The sequence below is a fragment of the Syntrophales bacterium genome (assembly GCA_030018935.1).
GTDB lineage: Bacteria > Desulfobacterota > Syntrophia > Syntrophales > CG2-30-49-12 > CG2-30-49-12.
Genome location: JASEGZ010000021.1, coordinates 1 through 26,053 on the forward strand (window position 1 = coordinate 1; position 26,053 = coordinate 26,053).

30 protein-coding genes and 1 tRNA gene are annotated in these 26,053 nt (G+C 49.4%); 12 read left to right on the forward strand and 19 right to left on the reverse strand.

The features are described 5' to 3' along the window. Window positions 1-46 precede the first annotated feature (46 nt). The 5 genes from QMD03_05435 (at window position 47) to hemB (ending at window position 3,052) form a co-directional block, all read left to right on the forward strand. On the forward strand, window positions 47-325 hold the full coding sequence (locus QMD03_05435; protein ID MDI6776673.1) for a BrnT family toxin: 279 nt from the start codon (window positions 47-49) through the stop codon (window positions 323-325). After that, on the forward strand, window positions 312-617 hold the full coding sequence (locus QMD03_05440) for a hypothetical protein (protein MDI6776674.1): 306 nt from the start codon (window positions 312-314) through the stop codon (window positions 615-617). Before QMD03_05435 ends, QMD03_05440 begins: the two co-directional genes overlap by 14 nt. 90 nt (window positions 618-707) lie before the next feature. Beyond that, complete coding sequence (locus QMD03_05445) at window positions 708-833, forward strand: hypothetical protein (protein ID MDI6776675.1); 126 nt, start codon at window positions 708-710, stop codon at window positions 831-833. Window positions 834-885: 52 nt separating this feature from the next. After that, window positions 886-2,067: a 12,18-didecarboxysiroheme deacetylase gene (gene ahbC, locus QMD03_05450; protein MDI6776676.1), complete on the forward strand. Its 1,182-nt coding sequence runs from the start codon at window positions 886-888 to the stop codon at window positions 2,065-2,067. A gap of 10 nt (window positions 2,068-2,077) precedes the next feature. Continuing rightward, window positions 2,078-3,052, forward strand: coding sequence for a porphobilinogen synthase (hemB, locus tag QMD03_05455; GenBank protein MDI6776677.1), 975 nt, complete (start codon window positions 2,078-2,080; stop codon window positions 3,050-3,052). Window positions 3,053-3,108: 56 nt separating this feature from the next. Here hemB and greA read toward each other — a convergent pair whose 3' ends face one another. Beyond that, on the reverse strand, window positions 3,109-3,591 hold the full coding sequence (greA, locus tag QMD03_05460) for a transcription elongation factor GreA (protein ID MDI6776678.1): 483 nt from the start codon (window positions 3,589-3,591) through the stop codon (window positions 3,109-3,111). A gap of 229 nt (window positions 3,592-3,820) precedes the next feature. Here greA and moaA point away from each other — a divergent pair, with 229 nt between their 5' ends. From moaA to amrS, 3 genes are read left to right on the forward strand one after another with little or no spacing between them, the layout of a single operon-like run. After that, complete coding sequence (moaA, locus tag QMD03_05465; protein ID MDI6776679.1) at window positions 3,821-4,837, forward strand: GTP 3',8-cyclase MoaA; 1,017 nt, start codon at window positions 3,821-3,823, stop codon at window positions 4,835-4,837. Window positions 4,838-4,860: 23 nt separating this feature from the next. Beyond that, entirely contained in the window at window positions 4,861-5,628 is a 768-nt protein-coding gene (locus QMD03_05470) for a class I SAM-dependent methyltransferase (GenBank protein ID MDI6776680.1), read from the forward strand. Beyond that, complete coding sequence (amrS, locus tag QMD03_05475) at window positions 5,625-6,635, forward strand: AmmeMemoRadiSam system radical SAM enzyme (GenBank protein ID MDI6776681.1); 1,011 nt, start codon at window positions 5,625-5,627, stop codon at window positions 6,633-6,635. Before QMD03_05470 ends, amrS begins: the two co-directional genes overlap by 4 nt. On the opposite strand, the gene QMD03_05480 is transcribed toward amrS, so the two are convergent. Together QMD03_05480 and QMD03_05485 are read right to left on the reverse strand one after the other, a co-directional pair. Continuing rightward, window positions 6,632-6,892: a DUF2007 domain-containing protein gene (locus tag QMD03_05480; GenBank protein ID MDI6776682.1), complete on the reverse strand. Its 261-nt coding sequence runs from the start codon at window positions 6,890-6,892 to the stop codon at window positions 6,632-6,634. The genes amrS and QMD03_05480 overlap by 4 nt on opposite strands. 61 nt (window positions 6,893-6,953) lie before the next feature. Then, window positions 6,954-7,112 carry a hypothetical protein gene (locus tag QMD03_05485; protein MDI6776683.1) on the reverse strand — a complete coding sequence of 53 codons (159 nt, stop codon included), beginning with the start codon at window positions 7,110-7,112 and terminating at the stop codon, window positions 6,954-6,956. 135 nt (window positions 7,113-7,247) lie between these two features. On the opposite strand from QMD03_05485, the gene ftsY reads away from it, so the two are divergent. The 3 genes from ftsY to QMD03_05500 all read left to right on the forward strand — a co-directional run bounded on the left by ftsY (window position 7,248) and on the right by QMD03_05500 (window position 9,077). Next, window positions 7,248-8,201, forward strand: a complete 954-nt coding sequence (gene ftsY / locus QMD03_05490; protein ID MDI6776684.1) for a signal recognition particle-docking protein FtsY — start codon at window positions 7,248-7,250, stop codon at window positions 8,199-8,201. Window positions 8,202-8,269: 68 nt separating this feature from the next. After that, complete coding sequence (locus QMD03_05495; protein MDI6776685.1) at window positions 8,270-8,908, forward strand: metallophosphoesterase family protein; 639 nt, start codon at window positions 8,270-8,272, stop codon at window positions 8,906-8,908. 92 nt (window positions 8,909-9,000) lie between these two features. Further along, a tRNA-Arg gene (locus QMD03_05500) sits at window positions 9,001-9,077 on the forward strand. Window positions 9,078-9,152: 75 nt separating this feature from the next. Here QMD03_05500 and QMD03_05505 read toward each other — a convergent pair. Continuing rightward, window positions 9,153-9,647, reverse strand: a complete 495-nt coding sequence (locus QMD03_05505; GenBank protein ID MDI6776686.1) for a hypothetical protein — start codon at window positions 9,645-9,647, stop codon at window positions 9,153-9,155. On the opposite strand from QMD03_05505, the gene QMD03_05510 reads away from it, so the two are divergent. Further along, window positions 9,624-9,878, forward strand: a complete 255-nt coding sequence (locus tag QMD03_05510; protein ID MDI6776687.1) for a hypothetical protein — start codon at window positions 9,624-9,626, stop codon at window positions 9,876-9,878. The genes QMD03_05505 and QMD03_05510 overlap by 24 nt on opposite strands. Before the next feature lie 495 nt (window positions 9,879-10,373). On the opposite strand, the gene QMD03_05515 is transcribed toward QMD03_05510, so the two are convergent. The 15 genes from QMD03_05515 to QMD03_05585 all read right to left on the reverse strand — a co-directional run bounded on the left by QMD03_05515 (window position 10,374) and on the right by QMD03_05585 (window position 26,049). Beyond that, on the reverse strand, window positions 10,374-10,544 hold the full coding sequence (locus QMD03_05515) for a Trm112 family protein (GenBank protein MDI6776688.1): 171 nt from the start codon (window positions 10,542-10,544) through the stop codon (window positions 10,374-10,376). Between the two features lie 53 nt (window positions 10,545-10,597). Next, the gene (locus QMD03_05520; GenBank protein MDI6776689.1) at window positions 10,598-11,197 is read right to left on the reverse strand and encodes an acyloxyacyl hydrolase; all 600 of its coding nucleotides are present in this window, start codon (window positions 11,195-11,197) and stop codon (window positions 10,598-10,600) included. Next, window positions 11,194-12,243, reverse strand: coding sequence for a glycosyltransferase family 9 protein (locus QMD03_05525; protein MDI6776690.1), 1,050 nt, complete (start codon window positions 12,241-12,243; stop codon window positions 11,194-11,196). The genes QMD03_05520 and QMD03_05525 overlap by 4 nt, the downstream gene beginning before the upstream one ends. Further along, the gene (locus QMD03_05530) at window positions 12,240-12,818 is read right to left on the reverse strand and encodes an HAD family hydrolase (protein MDI6776691.1); all 579 of its coding nucleotides are present in this window, start codon (window positions 12,816-12,818) and stop codon (window positions 12,240-12,242) included. Before QMD03_05530 ends, QMD03_05525 begins: the two co-directional genes overlap by 4 nt. A gap of 13 nt (window positions 12,819-12,831) precedes the next feature. Then, window positions 12,832-13,932: a lipopolysaccharide heptosyltransferase II gene (gene waaF, locus QMD03_05535; GenBank protein ID MDI6776692.1), complete on the reverse strand. Its 1,101-nt coding sequence runs from the start codon at window positions 13,930-13,932 to the stop codon at window positions 12,832-12,834. Next, on the reverse strand, window positions 13,910-15,055 hold the full coding sequence (gene lpxK / locus QMD03_05540; GenBank protein ID MDI6776693.1) for a tetraacyldisaccharide 4'-kinase: 1,146 nt from the start codon (window positions 15,053-15,055) through the stop codon (window positions 13,910-13,912). Before lpxK ends, waaF begins: the two co-directional genes overlap by 23 nt. 34 nt (window positions 15,056-15,089) lie before the next feature. Beyond that, the gene (gene msbA / locus QMD03_05545) at window positions 15,090-16,838 is read right to left on the reverse strand and encodes a lipid A export permease/ATP-binding protein MsbA (protein MDI6776694.1); all 1,749 of its coding nucleotides are present in this window, start codon (window positions 16,836-16,838) and stop codon (window positions 15,090-15,092) included. Between the two features lie 171 nt (window positions 16,839-17,009). Then, window positions 17,010-18,164: a lipid-A-disaccharide synthase gene (gene lpxB / locus QMD03_05550; protein ID MDI6776695.1), complete on the reverse strand. Its 1,155-nt coding sequence runs from the start codon at window positions 18,162-18,164 to the stop codon at window positions 17,010-17,012. After that, entirely contained in the window at window positions 18,154-19,254 is a 1,101-nt protein-coding gene (locus QMD03_05555) for a DegT/DnrJ/EryC1/StrS family aminotransferase (protein ID MDI6776696.1), read from the reverse strand. The genes lpxB and QMD03_05555 overlap by 11 nt, the downstream gene beginning before the upstream one ends. Continuing rightward, complete coding sequence (locus QMD03_05560; protein MDI6776697.1) at window positions 19,251-20,198, reverse strand: Gfo/Idh/MocA family oxidoreductase; 948 nt, start codon at window positions 20,196-20,198, stop codon at window positions 19,251-19,253. The genes QMD03_05555 and QMD03_05560 overlap by 4 nt, the downstream gene beginning before the upstream one ends. Window positions 20,199-20,233: 35 nt before the next feature. Beyond that, window positions 20,234-21,007 (reverse strand): acyl-ACP--UDP-N-acetylglucosamine O-acyltransferase, encoded by a 774-nt coding sequence (gene lpxA, locus QMD03_05565; GenBank protein MDI6776698.1) that lies wholly within the window; start codon window positions 21,005-21,007, stop codon window positions 20,234-20,236. Next, complete coding sequence (gene lpxD, locus QMD03_05570) at window positions 21,004-22,038, reverse strand: UDP-3-O-(3-hydroxymyristoyl)glucosamine N-acyltransferase (protein MDI6776699.1); 1,035 nt, start codon at window positions 22,036-22,038, stop codon at window positions 21,004-21,006. The genes lpxA and lpxD overlap by 4 nt, the downstream gene beginning before the upstream one ends. Window positions 22,039-22,116: 78 nt before the next feature. Continuing rightward, window positions 22,117-22,659: an OmpH family outer membrane protein gene (locus QMD03_05575; protein ID MDI6776700.1), complete on the reverse strand. Its 543-nt coding sequence runs from the start codon at window positions 22,657-22,659 to the stop codon at window positions 22,117-22,119. A 77-nt stretch (window positions 22,660-22,736) separates the two neighbouring features. After that, window positions 22,737-25,385 carry an outer membrane protein assembly factor BamA gene (gene bamA / locus QMD03_05580; protein MDI6776701.1) on the reverse strand — a complete coding sequence of 883 codons (2,649 nt, stop codon included), beginning with the start codon at window positions 25,383-25,385 and terminating at the stop codon, window positions 22,737-22,739. Beyond that, entirely contained in the window at window positions 25,378-26,049 is a 672-nt protein-coding gene (locus tag QMD03_05585; GenBank protein ID MDI6776702.1) for an ABC transporter ATP-binding protein, read from the reverse strand. The genes bamA and QMD03_05585 overlap by 8 nt, the downstream gene beginning before the upstream one ends. Window positions 26,050-26,053: the final 4 nt, after the last annotated feature.

Sequence of the window (26,053 nt, forward strand, 5' to 3'; positions counted from 1 at the left end):
TCGTTATGCATTGAAATGATAAGGAAACTGAAATCAGGAAGGTTGGATGAAACTGACATTTGAATGGGATGAAGTTAAGGCAAAAGAGAACCTCATGAAACACAAGGTGCCCTTCGATGAAGGGAAAACGGTCTTCAATGACCCTTTTCTGCTTACCTATCCAGATGTCGACAATTCTGAAACGGAGGAGCGCTATGTCAACATCGGTGTGTCCGCTAAAGACCGGGTTCTCGTTTTGATTCATACGGAGAGACAGGGTAAAATACGTATCATAAGTTGCCGCAAAGCAACAGTGCGTGAAAGGAGAGACTATGAAGAAGGCTAAGACCGAAGAGCCAACAACTGTAGAAGACATGAGACCGGAATACGACTTTTCTACCATGAAGGGTGGGGTCCGAGGCAAGTACTACAAAGCATACCGCGAGGGCCATAAGGTCATCGTTCACAAAGAAGACGGCACCGACACGATACAATACTTCAAGCTTGAAGACGGTGCGGTTATGGTGGAGCCGGACGTGCGAAAGTACTTCCCCACTTCCGAAGCGGTCAATAAGGCGCTTAGATCGCTGATCGAGATAATTCCGACAAAGAGGAGTGCATCTGGTCATCGAAAATGAGACTTATTGCATAACCACGGCATCCACCGGATCGGCCATAAAGCCGGCCTCCCGGTGATGCCAGGCGTTACAACATGGAAGCCCTTTCAGGTGACGCACTCTGTTCATCACCCCGCCGTCCCCGCCGAACATACGTTGTTCAACCTCGTTCCCTGCAACCGGGAACTGGAGGTGGCCATGACCCAGTTTCTCGATCGTGCGCCGGATGTTGCTTAACTCCTTTTCATGTTATATAAATCCTGAATAAAATTGGTTGCAGGAAAAATATATGATCGGTATTTCAAAATTGTACTGTGGAGCGGTAGAGGCCGCTGATGTCCTTCGCTACGGTAGGGAATCGGGAAAACTTCCCTCTCATCTCCTCCAGTTTTCGGCGGACAAAAAACCCGTGGTTGTTTGGAACACGACCAGACGGTGCAATCTGAAGTGCATCCATTGTTACTCCAGTTCACAGAATATTCATTATGCCGATGAATTAACAACAGATGAGGGGAAAAAGTTAATTACCGATTTGGCTGCCTTCGGCTGCCCGGTGATCCTCTTTTCCGGTGGCGAACCCCTGATGCGGGAAGATCTTCCTGAATTGGCCCGGTTTGCCGTGGATCAGGGGATGCGGGCCGTGATCTCCACCAACGGCACCTTGATTACTAAGGAAAAAGCGGAAGTATTCAGAGAGATCGGTCTGTCCTATGTCGGGGTCAGCCTCGATGGCGTCAAAGAGACCCATGACCGGTTCCGGGGGGTCAAGGGGGCCTTTGACACGACGATGAAGGGGATTAGTATCTGCCGGGATGCGGGGATCAAGGTAGGCATCCGCTTTACGATGAACAAGAAAAATGCAGGAGATATTCCGGCTATTTTTGATCTCCTTGAAAAGGAAGACATCCCGCGGGTATGTTTCTATCATTTCGTCTATGCGGGCCGCGGATCGAAGCTGATGGAGGAAGACCTGTCCCACGAAGAAACACGGGCAGCCCTAGACCTCATCATGGACAGGACCCGTGACCTTTTTATCCGGTCAACACCACGGGAGGTCCTGACCGTGGACAACCATGCCGACGGACCTTATCTCTATCTGCGCCTCCTGAGGGAGGACCCCCGCAGAGCGGCGGAGGTCATGGAACTCTTGCTGATGAATGGGGGAAACAGTTCCGGCCACGGTATCGGTTGTGTGAGCTGGGATGGTGAGGTCCATGCGGATCAGTTCTGGAGAGGCTTATCCTTTGGTAATGTAAGGCAGCGTCCCTTTGGCGAGATCTGGATGGATACCTCAAATGAACTGATGGCGAAGCTGAAAGATAAAAAACATCATCTGAAGGGAAGATGCGCCACCTGCCGCTGGCTCGCAATCTGTGGGGGTAATTTTCGGGCCAGGGCAGAAGCGGCTACCGGTGATATATGGGCCCCCGATCCTGCTTGTTATCTTACCGATGATGAGATTAAAGTTTAAGGAGGAGACGATGTATTTCCCGAGTTATCGGCCAAGGCGATTGAGAAAGAATGAAAATTTCCGGAGGATGATCAGAGAAACCAATCTGTCTGTGGATGATCTGGTCTATCCCCTCTTTGTGGTCCCCGGCAGGGGAATCAAAAAGCCGATTGCTTCTATGCCCGGTCATTTCCAGATGTCCTGCGATCATATAGTCAAGGAAGTGCAGAAGACAAAAGAGATGGGTATACCGGCGGTGCTCCTTTTCGGCATTCCTGAGAAGAAGGATGAAGTAGCATCGGGCGCCTTCGCTAAAGATGGGATCGTTCAGCAGGCGATAAGGAAGATCAAGAACGGGGTTTCCGATATCCTGGTAATTACCGATGTTTGCCTCTGTGAATACACCAGCCATGGTCATTGCGGGATGATCAAGAAGGGGGATATAGATAATGACACTACCCTTGAGGTCCTTGCAGAAACCGCCATCTCTCACGCCAGGGCAGGCGCTGATATGGTTGCCCCTTCGGCCATGATGGATGGCCAGGTGAGCGCTATTCGGGAGACCCTCGATGAGGCAGGATATGAAGATCTGCCGATCATGGCCTACTCAGCCAAATACGCCTCCTGTTTTTATGGGCCTTTCCGTGAGGCCGCCGAAAGTACCCCGCAGTTTGGCGACAGAAGGTCCTATCAGATGGATGCAGCCAACAGTGATGAGGCGATCCGGGAGATGACCCTCGACGTGGAAGAGGGTGCCGATATTATTATGGTAAAGCCCGCCCTCCCGTATCTTGATATTATCCGTCGGGCGCGGGAGGAATTCGACTTACCCCTTGCCGCCTATAATGTCAGCGGGGAGTTTGCCATGATCAAAGCGGCTGCCGCTTCTGGCTGGATTGATGGGGAGAGGGCAATGATGGAGGTCCTGACCTCTATAAAAAGGGCCGGGGCGGATATCATCATCACCTATTTTGCCCGGGATGCGGCAGGAGTACTCCAGAGGTAATTTTGACCGGCCTTCAGTTAAAGCTTCCCGCACCAACCCGCCCGCGCGGCGGCAGATCAGTTTTCTTCTTCACGTAGGATATCTACAACCTCAAATTCTCTGATGCCTCCCGGTGTTTTGACCTTGATATTATCACCGATGCTCTTACCGATCAGCGCCTTTCCTATGGGAGAGGTTACAGAAATTTTATTTTCACTAACATCAGATTCAAGGGGACCAACCAGTTGATATTTTATGTCATTTCCTGTGGCGACATCTTCAATGACAACCAATGAGCCAAAGACGACCCTGTCATTGTTGAGACCCTTTAAGTCAATGATGTTTGACAGGGCAAGATTATTTTCCATCTCCTGCACCTTGCCCTGAATGAAAGCCTGCCTTTCCTTGGCCGCCGCATATTCTGCATTTTCCGATATATCTCCGTGGGCTCTGGCTTCCTCAATATCTCTTATATTTTCAGGTATTGAAACTGTCTTCAGATATTCCAATTCTCTCTTTAATTTTTCAAACCCCGCTTTTGTAATAGGTATCTTCTCCATACACCTTCTCCCCCTCCAATCACGGCTTCACATGACAGACTGGCAACCCTCTCGGTGCTCAATCGTAGCCATATTACCGTCCGTAATTTTTAATGGAGAAATTTACCGGTGTCAAGGGTGATTTGTCAAGGCTGTGTTATCCCTTTCTTGCGAAGTTTTCTGAATTGTGTTAAAAATTAAACCATTGAGTTGTTAACCATGCCGGCAAATGGAGTGTATCACGGGGCGTATGCTTGATAAATACGATAGGGATATTAATTACCTGAGGATATCGGTCACAGACAGGTGCAACCTTCGTTGCGTTTACTGTACCCCCAGGGAGGGGCGATCTCTGTTGGGACATGATGATATCCTCCGATATGAAGAAATACTAAGGGTCATCAGAGTGGCTGTGAAGATGGGGGTTGTCAAGGTCAGGGTGACCGGTGGTGAGCCCCTCGTCAGGCGTAGCATTGTAGATTTCATTGCCTCCCTGAAGACGATAAAAGGTATTGATGACATTAGCCTGACGACGAACGGTATCCTCCTTGAGGCATTTGCAGAGAGGCTCTTTAATGCCGGTATGAAACGGATCAATATAAGTCTCGATTCTTTGAATGCCAGCAAATACACCCGTATTACCAGAGGAGGTGATCTGGACGCAGTTCTTCGGGGTATTGATGAAGTATACAGGGTCGGTTTTTTGCCTATCAAGATCAATACTGTGGCCATAAAAGGATTTAATGACGATGAAGTGCTGGATTTTGCAAGACTGACCCTCTATAAGCCGTATCAGATCAGGTTCATTGAGTTGATGCCGATAGGTGAGGCAGGCATGGAGAATAACGGCAGATATCTATCCAACGATATCATTAGGGAGAGAATCAACAGGCTTTACCGGCTCGAACCTGTCAATGGCAATCAGGAGCCAGAGGTCGGAGGTCAGGGATTGCCGCTCAGTGGCCCTGCACGGATGTACAGGATTACAGGTGGTGTGGGAGAGATTGGTTTCATAAGTCCGGTAAGCCGCCAGTTCTGTCTATCGTGTAACCGGCTCCGTCTCACCGCGGATGGTCATCTGCGGGCGTGTCTACTTTCAGATGAAGAGGTAGACCTGAAGGGTCCGCTGCAGGACGGATGTTCTGATGTGGAGTTAGAAGGGCTTATAAAAAGGGTAATTGCCGGAAAACCGGTACAATACAGTATGGCCTGTAATGAAAACCACATCAAAAAATGCATGCGAGAGATGTCTTCCATAGGTGGATGAGGAGCGGCGAGAGGGGGGAAGAGATGATTTTTAGTGAGGAGATAGCCAGGTCTTACGATGACTGGCTTCAGACACCCATCGGGTGTTATATTGATGGGAGGGAAAAGGAACTGATCCTTGCTCTCACCGTGCCGAGGGACGGCGAGAGGCTTCTTGACGTGGGCTGCGGTACAGGTGAGCATCTGCTCCTCTTCCGGGAAAAAGGTTGTGATGTGACGGGGATCGAACCGTCACCATTTATGCTTGAAGTAGCCAAGCAAAAACTCGGCAATCGAGCAGACTTCCATAAGGGGAAGGCCGAGGATCTCCCCTTTTCCGATAATGAATTCGATATCGTAACTTTGATTACCTCTCTCGAGTTTGCCGATGATCCCGAAAAGGCGATATCAGAGGCCATCAGGGTGTCACGGGACCGGGTCTTTCTCGGCGTCCTGAACAAATACTCTCTCCTCGGTGCCCAGCGGAGGTTAAAGTTGTTCGGCCCATCTGTGTATCACAGTGCCCGCTTTTTTCATATTGCTGAATTGACTACTATGGTGAGGAATCAGCTCCGTGGTGTCCATATCAAGTGGGGAAGTGTTATTTTTCTGCCCTACGGCTGCTATAAGTTTGCCAGAGTCATGGAAGAATCTATCCCGGTAATGAAAAATCCCTTCGGTGCCTTTGTCGGTCTGTCGTTTCCCGTCACCTTTATGTACAGGACGGTCCAGGATATCATCAGGAAACCCTTTAAGATAAAGGCAGAAAGTAGATATCCGGCGCGGGGAATTGTAAAGGAAATGAAGGAATGATGCGAGAAGCTATGCTATATGAAAAGATGGATGACGGCAAGGTGAAATGCCATCTCTGCAGTCACAGGTGCAGGATCGTCCCTTCGAAGCGTGGTATATGCGGGGTGCGGGAAAACAGGGAAGGGATACTTTACACTCTGGTCTATGGGATGATCGTTGCGGAGAATGTTGATCCCATAGAAAAGAAACCTCTTTTTCATCTCTGGCCGGGATCAAGATCATTTTCCATCGCCACGGTGGGGTGTAATTTCCGTTGTTCCTTCTGTCAGAACCACGATATCTCGCAGATACCCCGGGAGACGGGAAACATTGCGGGACGGGAGACCTCCCCTGTAGATGTTGTGGAAAGGGCTGTGAGGACGGGATCGAGGACTATTGCCTACACCTACACGGAGCCTACCGTTTTTTTTGAATTTGCCTATGATATTGCCCGCATTGCCCATGAAAGGGGATTAAAGAATGTCTTTGTGACCAACGGTTTCATGACCGAAGAGACCCTGGAGGTTATTGCACCCTATCTGGATGCGGCCAATGTGGATATGAAGTCTTTCCAGGATGATTTTTATAAAAAAAGGTGCGGGGCACGTCTGACACCGGTTCTTACCAGCTTAAGGAAGATGAAGAGTCTGGGTATCTGGGTGGAGGTGACCACCCTTCTCATCCCCGGTTTAAATGACAGCGAAGAGGAACTCCGGCAGATTGCCGAATTCATTTATTCAATCGGGGCGGAGACCCCTTGGCATATCAGTCGTTTTCATCCACAATATAAAATGAATACATTACCTCTCACGCCTGTTGAGACGATACACCAGGCCGCGCGCATCGGCAAGGCGTGCGGACTTAAGTATGTTTATGTTGGCAATGTGCCGGGGGATGAGGGGGAGGATACGGTATGTCCCCATTGTGGGGAACTTCTCATAGACCGCTACGGCTTCTATATTGAAAAGATTCGTCTCCAGGGATCAAACTGCCCCCAATGCGGTACCGCTCTGGATGGGATATTCTAAGGGGTTACCGGGTTTTTCCAGTCCATATTTTCATCTTCGTAAGATTGAGACAGCACCTCCCTGGCCTTCTCGAGACAAGCGGCAGGAACCAGAATCTCCACTCCACCCAGGCCATCAATCGTGACTGCATAAATTGTCCCTGCTACGTCATATTTCAATCGGGTGGGGATACCTTCCGTCTTTAACCTTCCCATGATGATGTACGCATTGGTCATACCCGACGCCGTATGGACAATTTCCCATTTTTCCTCGTCCACCCTGTCATCTCCTCTCACTTTTTCCCGGGGGATCGCCGGGATAAACTCTGGCGGTCTCGTCTTACCATCTATGATCGTTACTTCTTATACCACTTTTTTCTGCGAATTCCCAGATTATCCTGGTTACCCATAACAAGAGGACCATGGAGGTCGCCGAGAACCTGTACGGCGTTACGATGGCCAGGCAAGGTATTTCCACCGTGGTTTCTGTAAATCTCAACTAATCCTTCCCCAGGATAATTCTACCCTTTACAACTCCTGATAAAAATGGTTATAGAGAAAATGCGACAATATCGCTGAAAGCTGTCAGGCATCAGCCAATACCGGGCAACTGAATAATTCCTGATGTCTGATAATGGAAGGGAAGGATTTGGAAATGGGCATGGAAGGGAGGAGTTTTTTTGAGAAGCTGAAAACAGGACTCGCCAAAACGAGGGAGATCCTTGTCAAAAACATTGATGGCATTATCTTTGGGGGAAAGGTTATTGATCAGAAACTCTTTGAAGAACTGGAAGAGGCGCTGATAACGGCTGATGTGGGGCCGGCCTTTACCTATGATCTGATAGAAAAAATGAAAGAGCGGGTCAAGAGAAGGGAACTTAAGAGTCCGGAACTGCTGAGAAGTATCTTAAGGGATTACATGATGGACATCCTGAGGAAAAACGAATCCCCCCTGCTTATCCCCCGGAATGAGCTCTTTACCATTATGGTGGTGGGGGTCAATGGAACCGGTAAGACCACCACCGTCGGAAAGATGGCGTATAGTTTTCAAGAGGAAGGGAGGTCCGTCTTGTTAGCTGCGGCTGATACTTTCAGGGCTGCGGCAATCGAGCAGCTTGAGATATGGAGCCAGAGGGTGGGAGTTCCCCTGGTTAAACAGAAGACCGGTTCAGACCCTTCCGCCGTTGTTTTTGATGCCCTGCATATGGCAAAATCTAACAAAATAGATACAGTCATCGTTGATACGGCAGGCAGGCTTCACACTAAGGTTAATCTGATGGAGGAGCTGAAGAAGATGAAGCGCATCATGGGAAGGGAGCTTCCCGGTGCCCCGCATGAGATCCTCCTTGTCCTTGATGCCACGACCGGCCAGAATGCCATTACCCAGGCGAAGATGTTCAACGAGGATATTGGTGTGACAGGAATCGTCCTGACCAAACTGGACGGGACGGCGAAGGGGGGGGTAATCATCAGGATTGCCAGGGAATTCAACATCCCGATACGGTATATCGGTATCGGTGAAGGTCTGGATGATTTGAGAAGGTTTGATAGTAAAGAATTTGTCAATGCCATTTTCGGGGAAAATTGAGGACTGGAGGTTCGGGTGATGAGGGGTGACCATACAAACAAACAAAGGTAACCCGACGATAACAAGATATGGGAAAGATATTTGCCATTGGTGATATCCATGGCTGCCTCTTCAAGCTGAAGGAGATGATGACCCTGATCGAGATCGATCCGGTGGATGATACACTTGTCTTTGTGGGAGATTATATTGACAGGGGCCCCGATGTCCGGGGGGTTGTTGATCTGATCCTCCATATCAAGAGGACCATTAACGACGTCATTTGTCTGATGGGAAATCATGAGCAGTTGTTCCTCGACTATCTTGACGACATGAATAAGGACCTCTTTCTGATCAACGGTGGGATGAGTACTATTTTGTCGTACGGTCTTATCGGGCGAGGGGATGGTGAGAAGAGGAACGTTCCGGAGACCCACATGCAATTCTTCACCACCCTTTATCCGTACTATGAGACAGATGATTACATCTTTGTCCATGCCGGTTTGAGGCCTGGCATTCCTCTCGCACAGCAGGACAGAGACGATATTTTATGGATAAGGAATGAGTTTATAGCTTCTGACTATGATTTTGGAAAGCTCGTGGTCTTCGGCCATACACCCCTTTCCGCCCCATTGGTGGATACAAACAAGATAGGAATTGATACGGGGGCTGTTTATGGTGGAAAACTGACATGTGTGGAGCTACCAGAAATTAAGATACATCAGGTCTGAAGAAGGGGGGCTTTTACTGTCTCTGTAGCGAATGTGTTGACACACGTTTATAATCGTGTTAGATTATGCGTGTTTTGACCGGAATAACCATTGCCCCCGTAGCTCAGTAGGATAGAGCAACGGATTCCTAATCCGTGTGCCGGGCGTTCGAATCGCCCCGGGGGTACCAGATAGATCTTAAGAAAATTGGCTTGATTTTTTAGTTCTTGAGGTAAACCAAGTCTCTCAAAGTGTTCTTGCCTTTTTATTTTGAGACCTTGTCTTCCCTTATACCGGACTGGCGGATCCATTCTGCAACCTCGCTGTCCTCTGTAAACGATGTGTCCAGAAGTACCATCGTCCAGAGAAAACGGTTGCCTCCGGAAGAGGACGCCCCGGAACGCTGAAGCTCCTTCTGGAGTTGAGCCTTCTGTTCATTGATTTCTTGAGTGATACGCTTTAAGTCCTGGTTTTGCGGGGCATTCCGTGCCTGCTTGAGGGCTTGAAGACGGGCATCAAGGTCGTTGGGATCTTTCACCAGGATCCTTCCTCCGGTAGCTTTTTGCATGGCCGGTTCCAGGTTTGGTGAAAGGAGTCCGAAAAAGGCAACCCTGATATTACCGACCTTTTTGATGATGTACGGTGGAAAGAACGATACCTTACTTGATGGGTCTATCAGGTTGGCCGAGATCAGAGGAAGGCCATGGGATGCTTCCTGCTGCAGGAAATCTATTCCATGGAGCAGGTCTCTATCTCCCACATTGATGGCAACAACTCCCATCCGCCTGTAGGCACGGCTGATCAGTCAGGCTACGGTAAGAGCCTGCTTAGGGTCCGCTCCTGTTCCAGTATCGAAAAAAAGGTGTCCCGCATCAACGACCAGAACCGGCTCTCCATCGGTTCTTATTTTTTCTATAAATATTATCCGCCGGGCGAGACCACCCAGTTCTTTGTTTCCTCAGATAGGACAGGGAAAGATGTGTCCAGTTAGATTGCCGGTGTGGATTATTGTCAATCGAAGGGCCTCGGCATTTCCATCAGTGGTTGGAAAAAGATGGAGGACGAGCAGAAACAACCCGAAGGAGTACAAAAAATTTTTCTTTATATATTTGAAATGCTTAGGCCACAAAGACAATCTCCCCCCGAATTTGAACATTATTTGACCCGGAAATGGAGCCAATTTTAGAGCTTCGCTGTGTCCCGAAAAGGCATGAGGGCTTCAGCCGCTAACTTTTACGGCTGGTCTTAGCCGTAAATATAGAGATAAGCTGCTTGACCTTCTTGTTTTTGCATTTAGGACAGCTGACTTTAGTTTTGTCGTGTTCGGAGATGCTCTGTATCAATGAAAATTTATGCTGACATTTTTCACACCGATAATCATAAGTGGGCATCTTAACTCCTCCTTTTTAGCATCTTTAGGTATTCCTTTGTGTTGCTATTTTAATAAATTAGCACGTATTGTCAAGCGCTGATAACGGGACAGTTATCATTCTATATTTTTTGCCTCCTCGATCAGCATGATAGGGATACCGTCTTTGATCTCATATAAGAGCTTGCACTGGTCGCAGATCAGACCATCTTCCGTTTCATTAAGGTAGATCTCCCCCTTGCATCTGGGGCATGCCAAAATATCCAGCAGTTCTTTACTGATAGCCATGTTTGCCTCCCTTTTTCCCCTGTTCGTATGGTCCCTCTCTTTAGATACGTTTATCAAAAAAATACCGCGTAACCGATGACGCCAAATTGGGTATCAATACCCCGGTTTGGTTTTGCAAGAGTTGCATTCGAGATATGCCGCAGACGGTAGCCAAGATTGATGGCCGAATTTTTTGTGAGGAAGAAATACAGGCCCGCCCCGATGGCATTGGAAAAGATAAATCCATTGGCCTGATCTCTTGTAACTACGGAAATGTAATGTGGTCCAACACTCCCTGATATGTAGGCGGACAACTTGTCCGTGAGGGGGTGTGTGTACTGAACACCCAGACCGATGCCAAACTCGAAGTCCGTCTCGGGGTCTGTGACGGGATTAAACTGGGGTTCAAGATAACCAGAAAGACTTCCCTTCCAGTCTTTCATTTTTGGGAAATATTTTTTCAGGTCTATACCGAGATGCCAGATGAGTAGAACAGGTTGATAGTGACCCTCGTTAATTTCGCTCGTTCCAAAACCGGTGATGAAGGCCGATTCGGTCAGTAACCTGTCCTTAATAGAAGGCCTAGCAGATGATTCTTCACCTCCATAGGCTAAGCCATGGAAAAGGATGAGAACTAAGAAAAAAAAAGGGCGGATGAAATGGCGTGGCTTCAATTTACCTTCTCCTTTCTGTGGGTAGAAAATTTTTCCTTCACCTCATGAAAGACATCTTCGGCGGTGATTTCATACATGCATTTTTTCGTGGCGCACTTCTTTAAGAAACACGGGCTGCACGGTAGTCCTTTTTGAATCACCGTATGTCCCTGTCCAAAAGGTCCTGTCCGGGAAGGATCGGTAGGCCCGAAAAGGGCAACAACCGGTGTTCCTACTGCCGCTGCGATATGCATGGGACCTGAGTCGGTCGTGACCAGAAGCGCGGCTAACTGGTAGAGATAGGCAAGATCCCGAAGGGTCGTCCTGCCTCCCAAATTAATAGAGGGAAGGGTCATCAGGGATTGAAGGCGATGGATCTTCTCGCACTCACTTCCCGTGAAGATGACTCTGACCTTCAATTCTTCCGTGATCAGATCACATAACCGGGCAAATTTTTCTTCTTCCCAGAGCTTTGTTTCCCAGAAAGCGATTGGGTTTACTACCACAAAACCATCTTTTCTGTCAATATGATTCGTTTTTAAGAGCTCTTCCACTCTTTCTCTGTTTTCCTTTTGGATGGGGATCAGGAATTCTGGTTCCCCCATATCTGCGCCCAGGTAGCGGAGAAAGTCGAGGTAGCGAAAAACGGCGTGTTTTCCCATATCCTCGGGGATTTTTTCGTTGAGAAACAGACCACTCAATTCCTGCATGCTGTGGTAACCCAATTTTCTCCTGCCGGAACTGAGAAGGACAATAACAGCGCTCTTCAGGAGTCCATGAAAATCAATGACCAGATCGTAGGGCCGTCCCCTTATCGCCTTGATGAAGGATCGGATATCTTTAATTGTTTTACCGATATGGCCTTTTTTAAGGTCTCTGATCCACCGCTTTCGGTGAGAGACGATTACCCTGTCCAGATACGGGTGTTCCTTGATCAGGTCTGATGTGGCCTCTTCGATAACCCAGGTGATATCGGCAGTAGGGTAGAGTTTGCGCAGCGCAGCAAGCGAGGGGAGGGTATGGACGACGTCACCAATGGCGCTCAATTTAACAATAAGAATATTCACCTCTTGCGGTCCTCTATGATCCACTTGACGGCATCGAGTATATCTTCGGCGGTATAGGCCGGTTTGATCCTTTGGCAGATGATCTCCTTTTCCGTTTCCGACCCGTAGCCCGTTCTGACCAGGACCCCTTTTGCCCCGACCCTGCCCGCCAGAACGATATCTTTAATCATGTCTCCCACTACGTAAGAACGGGCAAGATCAATATCCATATCTTCCGAGGCCCTGATAAGCATTCCCGGCTCCGGTTTCCTGCATTTGCAGGAGGCTAAATATTCCCCCTTTCCCTCCGTCGGGTGATGAGGACAGTAGTAAAACCCGTCAATGACAGCTCCTTTTTCCCGGAGCGTCTTCTCGATATGCCGGTGCACCGTCCTGACAAAATCCTCTTTGAAATACCCTCTTGCCACACCGGACTGATTGGTGATCACCACAGCCTTCATCCCGCTTTCGTTAATCGTCCTGATGGCTTCAGATGTATGGGGAAAGAGTATTAATTTTTCCAGGCTGTCCAGATATCCCACCTCTTCGACGATTGTCCCGTCCCTGTCCAGGAAGACGGCGGCATTTTTTTTCATACTTCACCCTTACTCACCACTGCTTGCCCATTGCTGTCCTGGCGGCCTCATAAACATCGTCAACCCCTATCAGCTCCATGCAGCGGAAATCGGTCGGGCATCTCTCCTTGAGGCAGGGGCTACAAGGGACACCCCTGTAGATGACGATACTATTGTCACCCACGGGGGAAGTGGTAACGGGGTTTGTTGACCCGAAGATGGCGATGGTGGGGATAGCCAGCGCCCCGGCGACATGCATCAAGCCGGAATCGTTGGTGATAAAGAGGTTGCACCGGACGATCAGGGCGATCGCCTCCTTCAGCTCGGTCTTTCCCGCCAGGTTGATCAGGGTATGTCTGGCCCTGTCGGTAACGGCATCGGCGCTCTCCCTGTCTCCGGGGCTTCCGAAGAGAATCACACCGGCGGAAAAGTCATCAATCAACCTGTCGGCAACGGCGGCAAATCTTTCGGGAAACCACCTCTTTGCCGGTCCGTAGGTGGCGCCCGGCGCCACACCTACGAGAGGACGGTTGTCTGTCATCCCATATTCATTGAGTAATCTTTCCGAGAGGAGATGGTAGTCCTTCCCCGGCCTGAGGTGGATATCCCTTCCCGCCGATTGGCAGCCCAGAGATTTGACCATTTCGAGGTAATAGTCAATCTGGTGCATTCTTCTGATGGCCTTCGTCCTCTTCACCGCGTGGGTCAGAAGGAGGCCCCTCCCGTCGGAATTGTATCCTGCCCTGATCGGAATACCGGCCAGCCAGGTAATGATGGCAGCTTCAATGGCGTTTTGCAGGAGGATGGCCATATCGAATCTCTTATGCTTCAGTTCCTTAGTTATTTTCAGCTTCCCCGTGATGCCCGCATGTATACCGGAACTGTCCAGCAGGATAATCTCATCAATATCGTTACAAATACGAAATATCTCCGCTACCCATGGTCTTGTTAGGACAGATAACTTTGCCCCGGGAAAAGTCTTCCTCACGGCGGCGATGGCAGGAAGATTCATCACGACGTCACCTATCCAGTTCGTTGCCCGGATAAGGATCTTTCCCACATTATGAAGAGGGATTTTTTTCGCTCCTCTGACCTTTAACGTTATTGGCTGATTAGTGGAGAGGGAGTTTTCCATGCTCGAGTTTTTCTAAGATCAATGTCTCAAATGCCTCCCCGGAAGGGACGATTTCCATTTCTACATGCAGGAGAAAAATCTCCTCCAGGAAGGAGGGGAAGTCCGCCAGTTTTATCCCATCTTTTTCTGTGGTGACGATGGTCTCCACCGTTGAGCCGGCGGCTGTCCCACGAATCACGGTGATGTCCTTTCTGTGATAGCGGTGATGATCGGGAAAGGGGATAAAGGCGACTACCCTGCCGCCGAGAGATTCCAGCGTTTTCCTGAAGGATTCCGGGGAACCTATTCCGGCAAAGGCGCATACCTTTTTACCGTTCAGATATTCGGGAGGATAAGTCTTACCCATGGCTGCCTGGATCAGGTATTTCGGCCTGTGGTATCCCCGGAAAACAGGCGCAGAATCACATTCCGGGCAGCTAAGATGCAATGGCCATTGAGGTGTGTTGCCGAAACCACACTCCTCTTCACGGCCATTATCGCCTCCGGTCCATACGATGATATCCGCCCTCTTTAAGGCTTCCGTGGATTCACGGAGAGGTCCCCTCGGCAGGAGGCGGCCGTTTCCGAAAGGCCTTGCCGCGTCCAGGAGCACGATGTCTATATCTCTGAAGAGACTGTGATGCTGGAAGCCGTCATCGAGGATCAGGATATCAGCTCCCAGGGCTTCCCTGGCGAATCTTCCCGTCAGGGTTCTTTTGGGACCGGTAAGAACCGGTACTCCCCTGACAGATTTTGCCAACAATACCGGCTCATCCCCTGCTTCCACGTACCCCATCAGGAGATGGGCGCCGTTGGAGACAACATTCACGGGAGTTTTTTTCTTCCCACCATATCCCCTAGAGAGAATAGCAGGGCGATACCCATGCTTCTTCAGCATATTAGTAAGCATAATTACCATCGTGGTTTTCCCCGTCCCGCCTACGGTGATGTTTCCGACGCTGATTACTTTGCCGGGAAGCCTTCTCTCTTTGAACACCCCGGTATCGTAGAGACGGTCCCGCAGCTTGATTGTCTGCCGGTACAGGAGGGAGAGAAAAAAGAGAAAAAGAATAAAAGGGTTCAGCCTGCGCGTGCTTCCGTCATCATTCCATATATTTCTCCATGTATTTTTTAGTTTTACCATTTCTATCTTTGCCTGTTGCTATGGAAGGTTCCCCTTAGGGGGCTTTCTCCTTTCCATTTCTGTTGTTGTCTTTGAACTGCATATTATAGAATTTGAAGTATTCCCCCTTTTTTTCAAGGAGGGATTCGTGGGTTCCCTCTTCGACAATTTCCCCGTTCGTAATGACGATAATCCTGTCGGCGTGACGAATCGTTGAGAGGCGATGGGCGATGATCAGTGTCGTTCTGCCCTTCATGAGGGTATCGAGGGCCTCCTGAACCTCGATTTCCGCTTCCGTATCGAGGGAAGACGTTGCCTCATCGAGGATCAGGATAGGGGCATCCTTGAGGAGGGCCCTGGCGATGGAGATCCTCTGTCTTTCTCCACCGGAGAGTTTCACTCCCTGTTCACCGATGACCGTGTCGTACCCCTGCGGCAGGTTTATAATGAAGTCATGGGCGTTAGCCGCCTTTGCCGCCCGGATGATATCTTCTTCGGTTTTTTCGAGGTCCCCATAGGCGATGTTGTTTCTCACCGTGTCATTGAAGAGGATCGTCTGCTGGGTGACGATGCCGATCTGGCCTCGGAGGGATTCTATGGTAACATCACGGATATCATGGCCGTCTATCATAATCCTTCCCGTTGTCACGTCGTAAAAACGGGGGACAAGATTTACGAGGGTGGTCTTTCCCCCGCCGCTCATACCGACAAAGGCAATAACCTCACCGGCATTGATCGTAAGATTGATATTTTTCAAGACCGGTGTCTCTTCGTAACAGAAGGTGACATCCTCGATAATGATGTGCCGGGAAACATTTGGCAGGGGGGAGGCATCGGCTTTGTTCCTGATCTCGGGAGTCGTATCAATAATGCTGAAAACCCGTTGGGCGCCAGCAATCCCCTGCTGGATGGTATTGTTGACATTGGTCAGCCTTTTGATCGGTTCGTAGAGCATAATGAGAGCGGAAAGAAAAGAGAAGAATGTGCCCGGTGTGGAGTTACCACTGATCACCTGGTAGCCTCCGTAAAATATGATAGCGGCAATTCCCACACCCCCTAAGAATTCCATGAAGGGACTGGATATGGCGCCGATAGATACAGACTTTAGAGCAAGCTTAAAGAGGTTCTCATTTTCCCCGGCAAACCTTTTATTCTCATAGTCTTCCCGGACAAAGGCCTTGACGATGCGCATGCCCGATATCGTTTCCTGGAGGAGGGTGGTGAGACTTCCGATCGTTACCTGGGTGCGGGTGGCCAGTTTTCTCATCTTTTTCCCAAACTTGGCGATGGGGTAGATGGTCAGGGGAAAGATGACCAGGGAGATGATGGCGAGCTGCCAGTCCCGGTAAAAAACGACGAATATAAGACAGACCAGGGTGAAGGAGTCTTTCAGGAGGCTGGTCACCGCCTCGGAGACCGCCCCCTGGATATAACCGACATCATTGGTGATCCGCGACATGAGTACACCGGTGGGATTTTTGGTAAAGAAAGAAAGGGGCTGCATCTGTATTTGCCCGTATACTTTGTTTCTCAAGTCCGCCACGATGCGCTGGCCGATATAATTCATTAAAACCGTTTGTCCGTAAGTGCATGCCCCTTTCAACAGATATATGCCTATAATGGCAAGGGGAATCCACTTCAGCGCCCCGGCGTTTTTCTTCAAGAAGATATCATCCAGCGCCGGTTTGACGAGAAAGGCAAGGGAGGAGGTCAGGGCGCCGACCATGAGCATGCAAAACATGGCAGCGATGAACCTCCCTATATGAGGTTTCGCAAAACTTAAGAGACGTTTATATATTCCCATTACCCATTACCTTCGCAACTGCTCAGGAGTCAGAAGTCAGGAGCCAGAATCCAGAATAGAAGCAGTGTATGCCTGAAGCAACTTACCGACTTTTCCAATCAGATATTGAAAATCCTTAGCAGGGTTCCTTTTCACTTTCATTCTGGCTTCTGAATTCTGGTTCCTGAATAATTACTTTTCCTCTATCATTTCGTATGCCAGCCGGGCGGCCCTTTCGGCGGCGCCGGGACTTCCCAATTTTTCCCTGATCTTCGAGAGCTCTTCTTTGATATTGTTCATTCGTGTCCTGTCCGTGAGGATGTCCATGATTTCGGCGGCTATGCGTTCCGGAGATGCCTCTTCCTGGATCAACTCTGGAACGATGGTTTTTCCCGCAATAATGTTGACAAGCCCGATGTTGTCCACCCTGACAAATATCTTTCCCATATAATAGGTGAAGGCGGAGACCTTGTAGACGATGACCATCGGCGTTCCCAGGAGCGCCGTTTCAAGAGTGGCCGTTCCCGAAGCCACCATGACAATATCCGCACTGCTGATGGCCTCGTAGGTATCATGACGAATTAACCTGACTTCCACCGGGTACCGCCGGGTAATACGGGAGACAAAACCCATTTCAAGCGTGTCGGCAACGGGCAGGATAAATTGGACGGAGGCGAGTTTCTCCTGAAGAATCTCCGCTGCCTTGAGCATTTCGGGCAGGAGTTTGACCACCTCGGAAGGCCTGCTTCCCGGGAGAATCCCTACCGTCGTCTCTCCCTCCTGAAGGCTAAATTTCCTTCGTGTCTCCTCGCGTGAATATTTTGTCTTTACCACGTCGAGGAGGGGATGACCGACAAATGTCACGTCAACACTGGCTTCCTCGTAGAGGCGGGCTTCAAAGGGAAGAATGACGACCATTTTATCCACGACTTTGCGGATCTTGCCGATCCTTCCCTTCCTCCAAGCCCATACCTGAGGGCTGATATAGTAAAATACCCGGAGCCCATATTTTTTTGCCGCTTTTGCGAGGGAGAGGTTAAAGTCGGGATAGTCAACGAGGATGACGAGATCGGGATTTGTCTTCTTGAGGGATTCCTTTATTTGGCCCATTATCTTCAAAATGAACCTCAGTTTAAAAATGACCTCGGTCAGCCCGACAACGGCCATCTCGGCGGAGTCAGCCATCAGTTCGACTCCCGCTTCCTTAAGTCTTTTCCCTCCAATTCCGTAAAAACAAAGGGCAGGATCAATGCGGGACATCGCCTTTACCAGGTTGGCGCCGTGCAGATCCCCCGATGCCTCCCCCGCCACAATCATGATTCTCCGGGTGGTTGTTTCAGGATGCATGATTGATCACGTCGCTGATGTGGAGGATTTCTTCTTCCCTCAGTTCGGGAAACATGGGAAGGGAAAGAACTTCTGCCGCACATTGTTCACTGTTCAATAACTTCTCGTCAGCGGTTTTCCAGCGGGCAAAGGCCTCCTGGCGGTGTAAGGGAAGGGGATAATAGACGGCGGAAGAGATATCGTTGTCTGCCAGGGCTTTCATGATGAGGTCCCTTTTTTTCGAGCGGATGGTAAACTGGTGATATACATGCCTGCATCCCTCTCTTTCCATGGGCAGGATAACATCATCCCTTTTGATGGATTTCCTGTATCTCTCCGCATTCGATCGGCGCGCTTCGTTAAAGGCAGTTAGTCTCCTCAGCTTAACCCGAACCACGGCGGCTTGTATCTCGTCGAGACGGCTGTTATAGCCGGGGGCTTTATGGTAGTATTTGACCTCACTACCGTGATTCCGGAGGAGTTTGAGGTTGTGTGCCGTTTCTTCATCCTGGGCGATGACCATTCCGCCGTCGCCGTAGGCGGCCAAATTCTTGCTGGGGAAGAAACTGAAACAGCCGCAGTCACCAAAAGCGCCCACCGGTTTCCCATGATATAAAGCGCCGAACGCCTGGGCGCAGTCCTCGATGATTTTGAGGTGGTACTTCCGACAGAGGGCGACAAGGGGCTCCATATCCGCTGGGTGGCCGAAAAGGTGTACAGGGATGATGGCCTTCGTTTTTCCGGTGATCTTTTCCTCGATTTTTCCGGGATCAATATTAAATGTATCAGGGCGGATATCCACAAAGACAGGCCTTGCTTGCAGCAGGGATATGACCTCTGCCGTGGCCATGAAGGTAAAGGGGGTGGTGATGACCTCATCTCCATCCCCTATGCCGCACGCCCTAAGGGCGAGGAGCAGGGCATCTGTCCCGCTGGCCACTCCGATGGCGAAAGGAACCCCGTGGTAGGCGGCGACTTCCCTTTCCAGTTCCGAGACATTGGGCCCGAGGATAAACCGGCCATCGTTTAGGACATCAAGGATTGCCGTATCTATTTCGGTTTTCAGGATTTTGTACTGTCTTTGCAGATCTACCATGGGTATCACGGTCATAGTACCGGCTCCCCGGCGGTCTGTATCTCTTTGATGATACGGAGGGCCAGCTCGAGGGAGACCCTCCCCTCACTTCCGGAGACGGGGGGAGACGTCCTGTCTGTAACCGCTTTCAGGAAAGACCTGATTTCCTCTTCCAGGGGGTCCAGGGGTTTTACCTCCACCTGGTTGGGGGTGATCTTTACCTGTTCCCCCTCACTGTTTTTTCTGCCCAGGGAGACCAGTTCCCGCTTCCCGTAGTCCACGGCGTGATACCCCTCCCGCCCGAAGAAACGTATCTTCTGCATGACCTTGTTACTGATTCTGCTGGCGGTGATATTGGCCACACATCCGCTTGAAAAGACCAATCTGACGTTGGCAATATCCACCTTATCCGAGAGAACAGGAACGCCCACGGCATCTATATGCTTTATGGGTGATTTTACAAAATTCATGATGATGTCGAGGTCGTGAATCATCAAGTCGAGGATGACATCCACATCCGTTCCCCGCTCGAAAAAAGGATGCAGGCGGTGGGCCTCGATAAAGAGGGGCTCCCCCAGCACCGTTTTCAAGGCAACCACGGCCGGGTTGAACCGTTCCAGAAATCCGATCTGGAAGATCGTCTTTTTTTTCTCGGCAATTGTTATCAGTTCATCGGCTTGGCCGAGGGTTGTGGCGATCGGTTTTTCCAAGAGGACATCGGCCCCTGCCTCAAGAAAGTCCTTTGCTATAAGGTAATGGTACCCGGTGGGAACGGTAATGCTGACGGCATCTACTGTTCCGATAAGTTTCCTGTAATCAGTATATGCCTCACAGTTGTAAACTAGGGCGGCCTTTCGGGCACGCTCCTCCACGGTGTCCGCCACCGCAACTATTTCGGTATGCGGTAATTTTTGGTACTTTTGCAGGTGGTAGTTTCCCAGATGACCGATTCCCACCACACCAATTCTGACCTTACTCATCTTAATACCTGAATCTTCCCCCTTGTCTCTCTATCCTATCTTATGATTCCTCTTTCTGATTTTTGTATGAAATCAATAAAATGGCGGACCTCGGGCGTGTCCGCAACCTCGTTTTCGACCCTTTCTATCGCTACAGTAAGTAAAAGAGATGAACGGAATATAAGCCGGTAGGCCTCTTTCAAGGCCTTGATTGTTTCTTCTTTGAAACCTCTGCGTTTCATACCGATCAGGTTGAGGCCATAGGGCTTTGCGTGGTTGCCGGCAGCCATGATATATGGGGGGACGTCTTTAGCAACAGCGGAAGCGCCGCCGATAATACAATGGGCGCCGATACGGGTGAACTGATGGATACCCGTCAGGCCGCCGATGATGGCAAAGTCTTCTACATGGATATGGCCGGCGAGAGTGGCGGCATTGGCCATGACGATATGATTCCCCAATTTACAGTTATGGGCGACGTGGCAGTAAGCCATCAAAAGGTTATGATCCCCGATGATTGTCACCCCGATGTCGGCAGAGGTGGCCCGGTTGATGGTGACAAATTCCCTGATCGTATTGTGGTTTCCTATGATGAGACGTGTTTTTTCTCCCTTGAATTTTAAGTCCTGGGGAGCGCCGCCCAGGGAAGAGAACTGGAAGATGCGGCATTCCTCTCCGATATCGGTATGATCTTCCACCACCACGTGAGGTCCGATGATGGTGTTTTTCCCGATATGGACATCCGCGCCGATGATCGTATAGGGACCGACTTCAACCCCTTCTTCGAAGTGGGCATGGGGAGATACGATCGCCGTGGGATGAATGTTCATTTATCTTTTATCCTCTCCTCCAGTTTTTCCATTCGCTCCGCGAGTGAGATAATAGTCTTCCGCATTTCCGGAAGCCGGGGAATACAGGCTTGAGCCTTCAACCAGGTCCGGTGAGGTACATGTGGCGTGCCGGAGACAACCTGCCCCGGGAGAACATCTTCGTGGACCCCTGACTGCCCTACCACCACAACATGATCTCCGATACTGATATGACCGCCCAGCCCTGCCTGACCACCGATGATGCAACTTTTACCAAGTCTGGCGCTTCCTGCGATACCAACCTGGGCCACAATTACAGAATTTTCACCGATAACCACATTATGTCCAATCTGCACCAGATTGTCAATCTTTACACCCCTCTGGATCCATGTCTTGCTGAGTGTTCCACGATCTATCGTGGTGTTGGCTCCCACCTCGACGTCATCATCTATCTGAACAATGCCCACCTGAGGAATTTTCAGGTTTTCCTCTCCCGGCCTGGCAAAACCGAACCCGTCAGCCCCCACGACCACACCGGCATGGAGAATGACCCGCTTTCCAATAACACATCTCCGATAAACCGTAACGTTTGAATAGAGAACGGAGTCCTCGTCAATGACAGCATCACGGCCCACGAAGACACTGGGGTAGAGGACGACTCCCCGTTCAATCCTCGCTCCTGCCCCTACATAGACACCCGGGTAGATCGTGGCCTCCTTGGAGACAACGGCTCCTCCTTCAATAAAAGCGTTTTTGCTGACCCCGGCAGGTTCAGTCTCCTCGGGATAGAAGAGGGCTAAGGCCTGGCCGAGGGCGGCATACGGGTCGGGAACGATGAGGAGGTTCTTGCCTGTACTTTCTGTCCCCGGTGAGACCAGGATGGCAGAGGCATTGGTTGTTTCGAGTTTTTTGCGATATTGGGGATTTGCGATAAACGTCAGATCCCCCTCTCCGGCTTCATCAATCCCCTGGATACGCTCAATGACGACAAAACCGTTACCCACAACTTTCCCGTTTAAAAGTTCCGCCATCTCGTTTAGCGTCTTTCTCACCGGTAAATTTCCCCTCCTCAGGTATTCAGAAGTCAGAATTCAGAATTGCCCTGTGTAGGGGTACGGTGCACCGTGCCCCTACTTTTGTGGTTTATGGGTTTTGTTGAATTCTTCGATAACCTGTTTTGTTATGTCGTTTTCCTTGGCGAAGTAGGGGACCTGTATGGTGCCTATGTCAAGGATCAAAGTGTACTTTTCCTTCTCTCCGATAGCGGCCAATAACTTGAGTATTTCAGGAACCATTTTATTGGCAAGTTCCCGATCTTTTGCCTGGAGGTCTTCGTTGATATCCTTGACCAGAAGTTGATAGTCCCTAAACTTTTTCTGGTAGGCCGCTTCTTTTTCTTTCCTGGCGGTCTCAGTGAGGATTGAACTCTGTTTTTCAACCTCGTCCTTGAGTTTCTTCAACTCTGTTTCTCTTTCCTGGATAAGGATTCTGTCCTTTTCCAAGAGCTTTTTAAACTCCTCCGCTGCCTTCTTTCCAGCATCTGAATTAAGCATCACCTCTCTTATGTCAACAAATCCTATTTTTTCACCCGCCATAGCATGGAAACCGGGCAAGACCAGGACAGATACCAGGACCATCAATATACCTGAAATCGCTAAACCATATCTTTTCATAAAAACCTCCCCTCCTGTTAGTTATCAGCTATCAGCTATCAGTACTCAGAAGTTGTCTCTGATCCCTGACCCCTGTTCTACATAAACATTCCTATAGTGAATTCCCACCGGCTTGGTGGCTCCTTATCCTTTCTGTCGAGGACATAACCCCATTCGAGCCTCAAGGGACCAATAGGTGAATACCAGCGGATACCGGCACCGGCGGTCTTTCTCAAGTCACCTAAATGGTAACCGCTTTCCCAGGCATTGCCCGTATCGAAAAATACAACCCCTTTCATCCCGGCGCTCTTGATCAGAGGGAAGAGGAATTCTGCATTTACATTAAACATGGTTGTGCCACCGATGACATCGCCTGTCCAAGGGTCTTTCGGTCCCACTTCTCTCAAGCCTCTCAAGGAGTTAATCCCCCCCAGATAGAAGCGCTCGTAGACAGGGATATCCTTTCCTTCATGTCCCTGTACATATCCTCCCCGACCCCGGATGCCAAATACCACCTCGCGGAAAAGGGGGAAGAACCATGTAGAGTTTACCCCATATTTTGTGAAACTCGTATCCCCCTGAAGGATGGTGCCGGCGTGTTCCAGAGAAATGCTATTTTTAGAACCTCTTGAAGGAAAGATGTAGTCATCTGTTGTATCCCTTAGCAGGGTCATGGTTATGCTGCTTGTGGTCCTCGAGCCTTCCTGTGCCTGGATAAGGAAGGATATCCAGGGATCAAGGTTTGAAATGGTGTTAGTTGACAGTCTGTAGCCTATATAACCGGTAACGTATTCCCAGAGAGGGTAACCAAAGGTGATCCCAAAACCGCTGGAGTCGAGATCGTAGGAATCATATTCCCTGGTTAAATTCCAGAGATCGAATTTACTCCACAGCGGGATATCAAAGAGCCACGGCTCTATAAAAGAGACATCATAACTGGTCACCCTTGAACCCAGGTGGGCCTTGAGGCTTAAACTCTGACCCCTGCCGAAAAGATTTTGCTGGGAGATCTGACCGGTGATGACAGCCTGGTCTACGGCGCTGTATCCGGCGCCGACGCTGAAAAACCCTGTTGGTTTCTCCTTGACATGTATATTGACGTCTGTCAGGGTCTCGTCCGGTCCCTTTTCTGTTTGAAAGTTAACCTCTTCAAAGTATCTGAGGCGGTTGAGCGCCATATAACTTCTCTTTAACTTGCTACTACTGTACAAATCCCCTTCCACAACGGCAAGTTGTCTTCTTATCACTTTGTCCCTTGTCTTGGTGTTGCCGGTGATGGTTATCCTGTTAAATGAGACCTCACTACCTTTCGTTATATGATAAATCACATCCACCGTTTGCTCTTTCTCATCTGGTATGGTACGGGGGGTGACATCGGCATAGGCATAACCCTCATCGTTACAGACCTGTGCGAGGTATTCGATATCTTTCATGATTGAAGCCCTGTCAAAGTATTCCCTCTTGTTTATCTTCATGTTTTTCAGAAGCTCAGCACGTGACAATTTCGGTTCATCGCCTGTAATATCAACCTTCCCGACCCTGAACCGTTTACCCTCCGTGATAGGTATCTTCACATAGATCCATTTTTTGTCGTGGGTGATCTCCGGTTCTCCAACCTGAACGTTGATAAAGCCATTGTTGAGGTAAAAGACCTGCAGCTTGTTGATATCTTGCTTTAGCTGTTCCTTTTTAAGGAGACCGGAATCAGTAAGAAAACGGAAGATACTCCACTCGGAGATCTTTATCATCTTTCTCAGTTCTTTATCGGTGTAAGCCTGATTTCCCTCGATGGTGATCCTTTTTATATAAAGCCTTTTGTTTTCGGTGACATTGAAGATGACACGGACCGCCCGGTCATCTCCCCTTTCGATAACATCGCGAACCTCAGCATTGTAATACCCCTTATTGTCATAGAGGGCCTTGATTTTTTCTGCGTCGGCCTTGATCTTCTCCGGGTTCAGGCTTTGCCTGGCCTTAGTGGTCAATACGGCCTCTATTTCCTCCCTGCCGATGGCCTTATTCCCCTTGATTTTAACCTCTGTAATGAGGGCTTTTTCCTCCAGGATAAAGGTGATGACCTTTCCCTCCGGCGTGGCGATAACATCGGCGGTCACATCTTGAAAATAACCCATCCTGTAAATAGCCTTGATATCAGAAGAGAGATCGGCCTCCGAGAAGAAATTGCCCTTTGCACTCTTCAGAACCTGGCTTATGGCACTGGCCTCGATCTTTCGGTTACCTTTGAACTCGATACGGGCTATCCTTTGCTCTGCCGCTATTCTGATCATAATCTCTGTTTTCAGTTGTGTTGCAATATGACCGATGTTAGCCAATCCCTTACCCTGGACAAAGATAGGGGAGAGGGCTTTTTCCTGCCTGATATCTATGATCCTTGCATCCACGCTGATCATCTCTCCGAACTCGGAGAGAGACCCCATAATGACAAATGTTGCCCCTGTATCTTTCCCTACAGTGATGGCCAGTTTTTCGTTGATGCGTTTTCCCTCAATGGTCTTTAAGATGATTTCCGATTCGATAAGTTGAATGAATTTTAATTTCTGCAGTTCCGCGGCGATCCCTGCATGAATTGCTTTCCTGAGATTGGTGGCGTTGGCCTTACTGTATATATCAAAGGGAAAGAGGGCGATTTTTTTGACATCTTCTGCGAAGACCTTCTGGGAGATGGAAAATAGAAACAAAGTCAGTAAGAACAGAACATGCCTGGAGATAAAAACTTTTTTATTCACTGGTAACAATCTTTCCATCCCGCAGGCCAATGCTTCGAGACATCAGGTCTGCCAGTGATTTATTGTGGGTTACCACGACTAAAGTAATATTTTGGGTTCTGTTGAGTTCCATTAGTATGTCTTCTATCTTCTTTCCCGTTTCCGTGTCAAGGTTTCCTATGGGTTCATCGGCTAAGAGTATCTCCGGTTCCATGATGAGTGCCCTGGATATGGCGACCCGCTGTTGTTCCCCTCCGGAGAGTTCTCCAGGACGATGGGTCATCCTATCACCCATGCCCAATTCATTCAAGATCCCTTCTGCCTTCTTCCTTGCCTTCCGTTTTGATAAACCGTTGATCAAGGCAGGCATCATCGTATTTTCCAGGCTGTTGAACTCCGGGAGAAGGTTGTGAAATTGAAACACAAAGCCGATTTTTCTGTTTCGGAATACTGCCAGTTCTTTCTCCTGCCAGGTAAAGACATCCACATTATCGTAGAGCAGGGTGCCGGAGGTGGGACGATCGAGGGTCCCGAGGATATGGAGGAGGGTACTTTTCCCGGCGCCGGAAACACCCCAGATAGCTATGGACTCCCCCCGGGCAATATCGAGATTCAATCCTTTTAAGACCTCGATCTTATTGCCATCCTTGAAAAAGGTTTTGCTGATGTTTTTCAGTTTTATCATCACC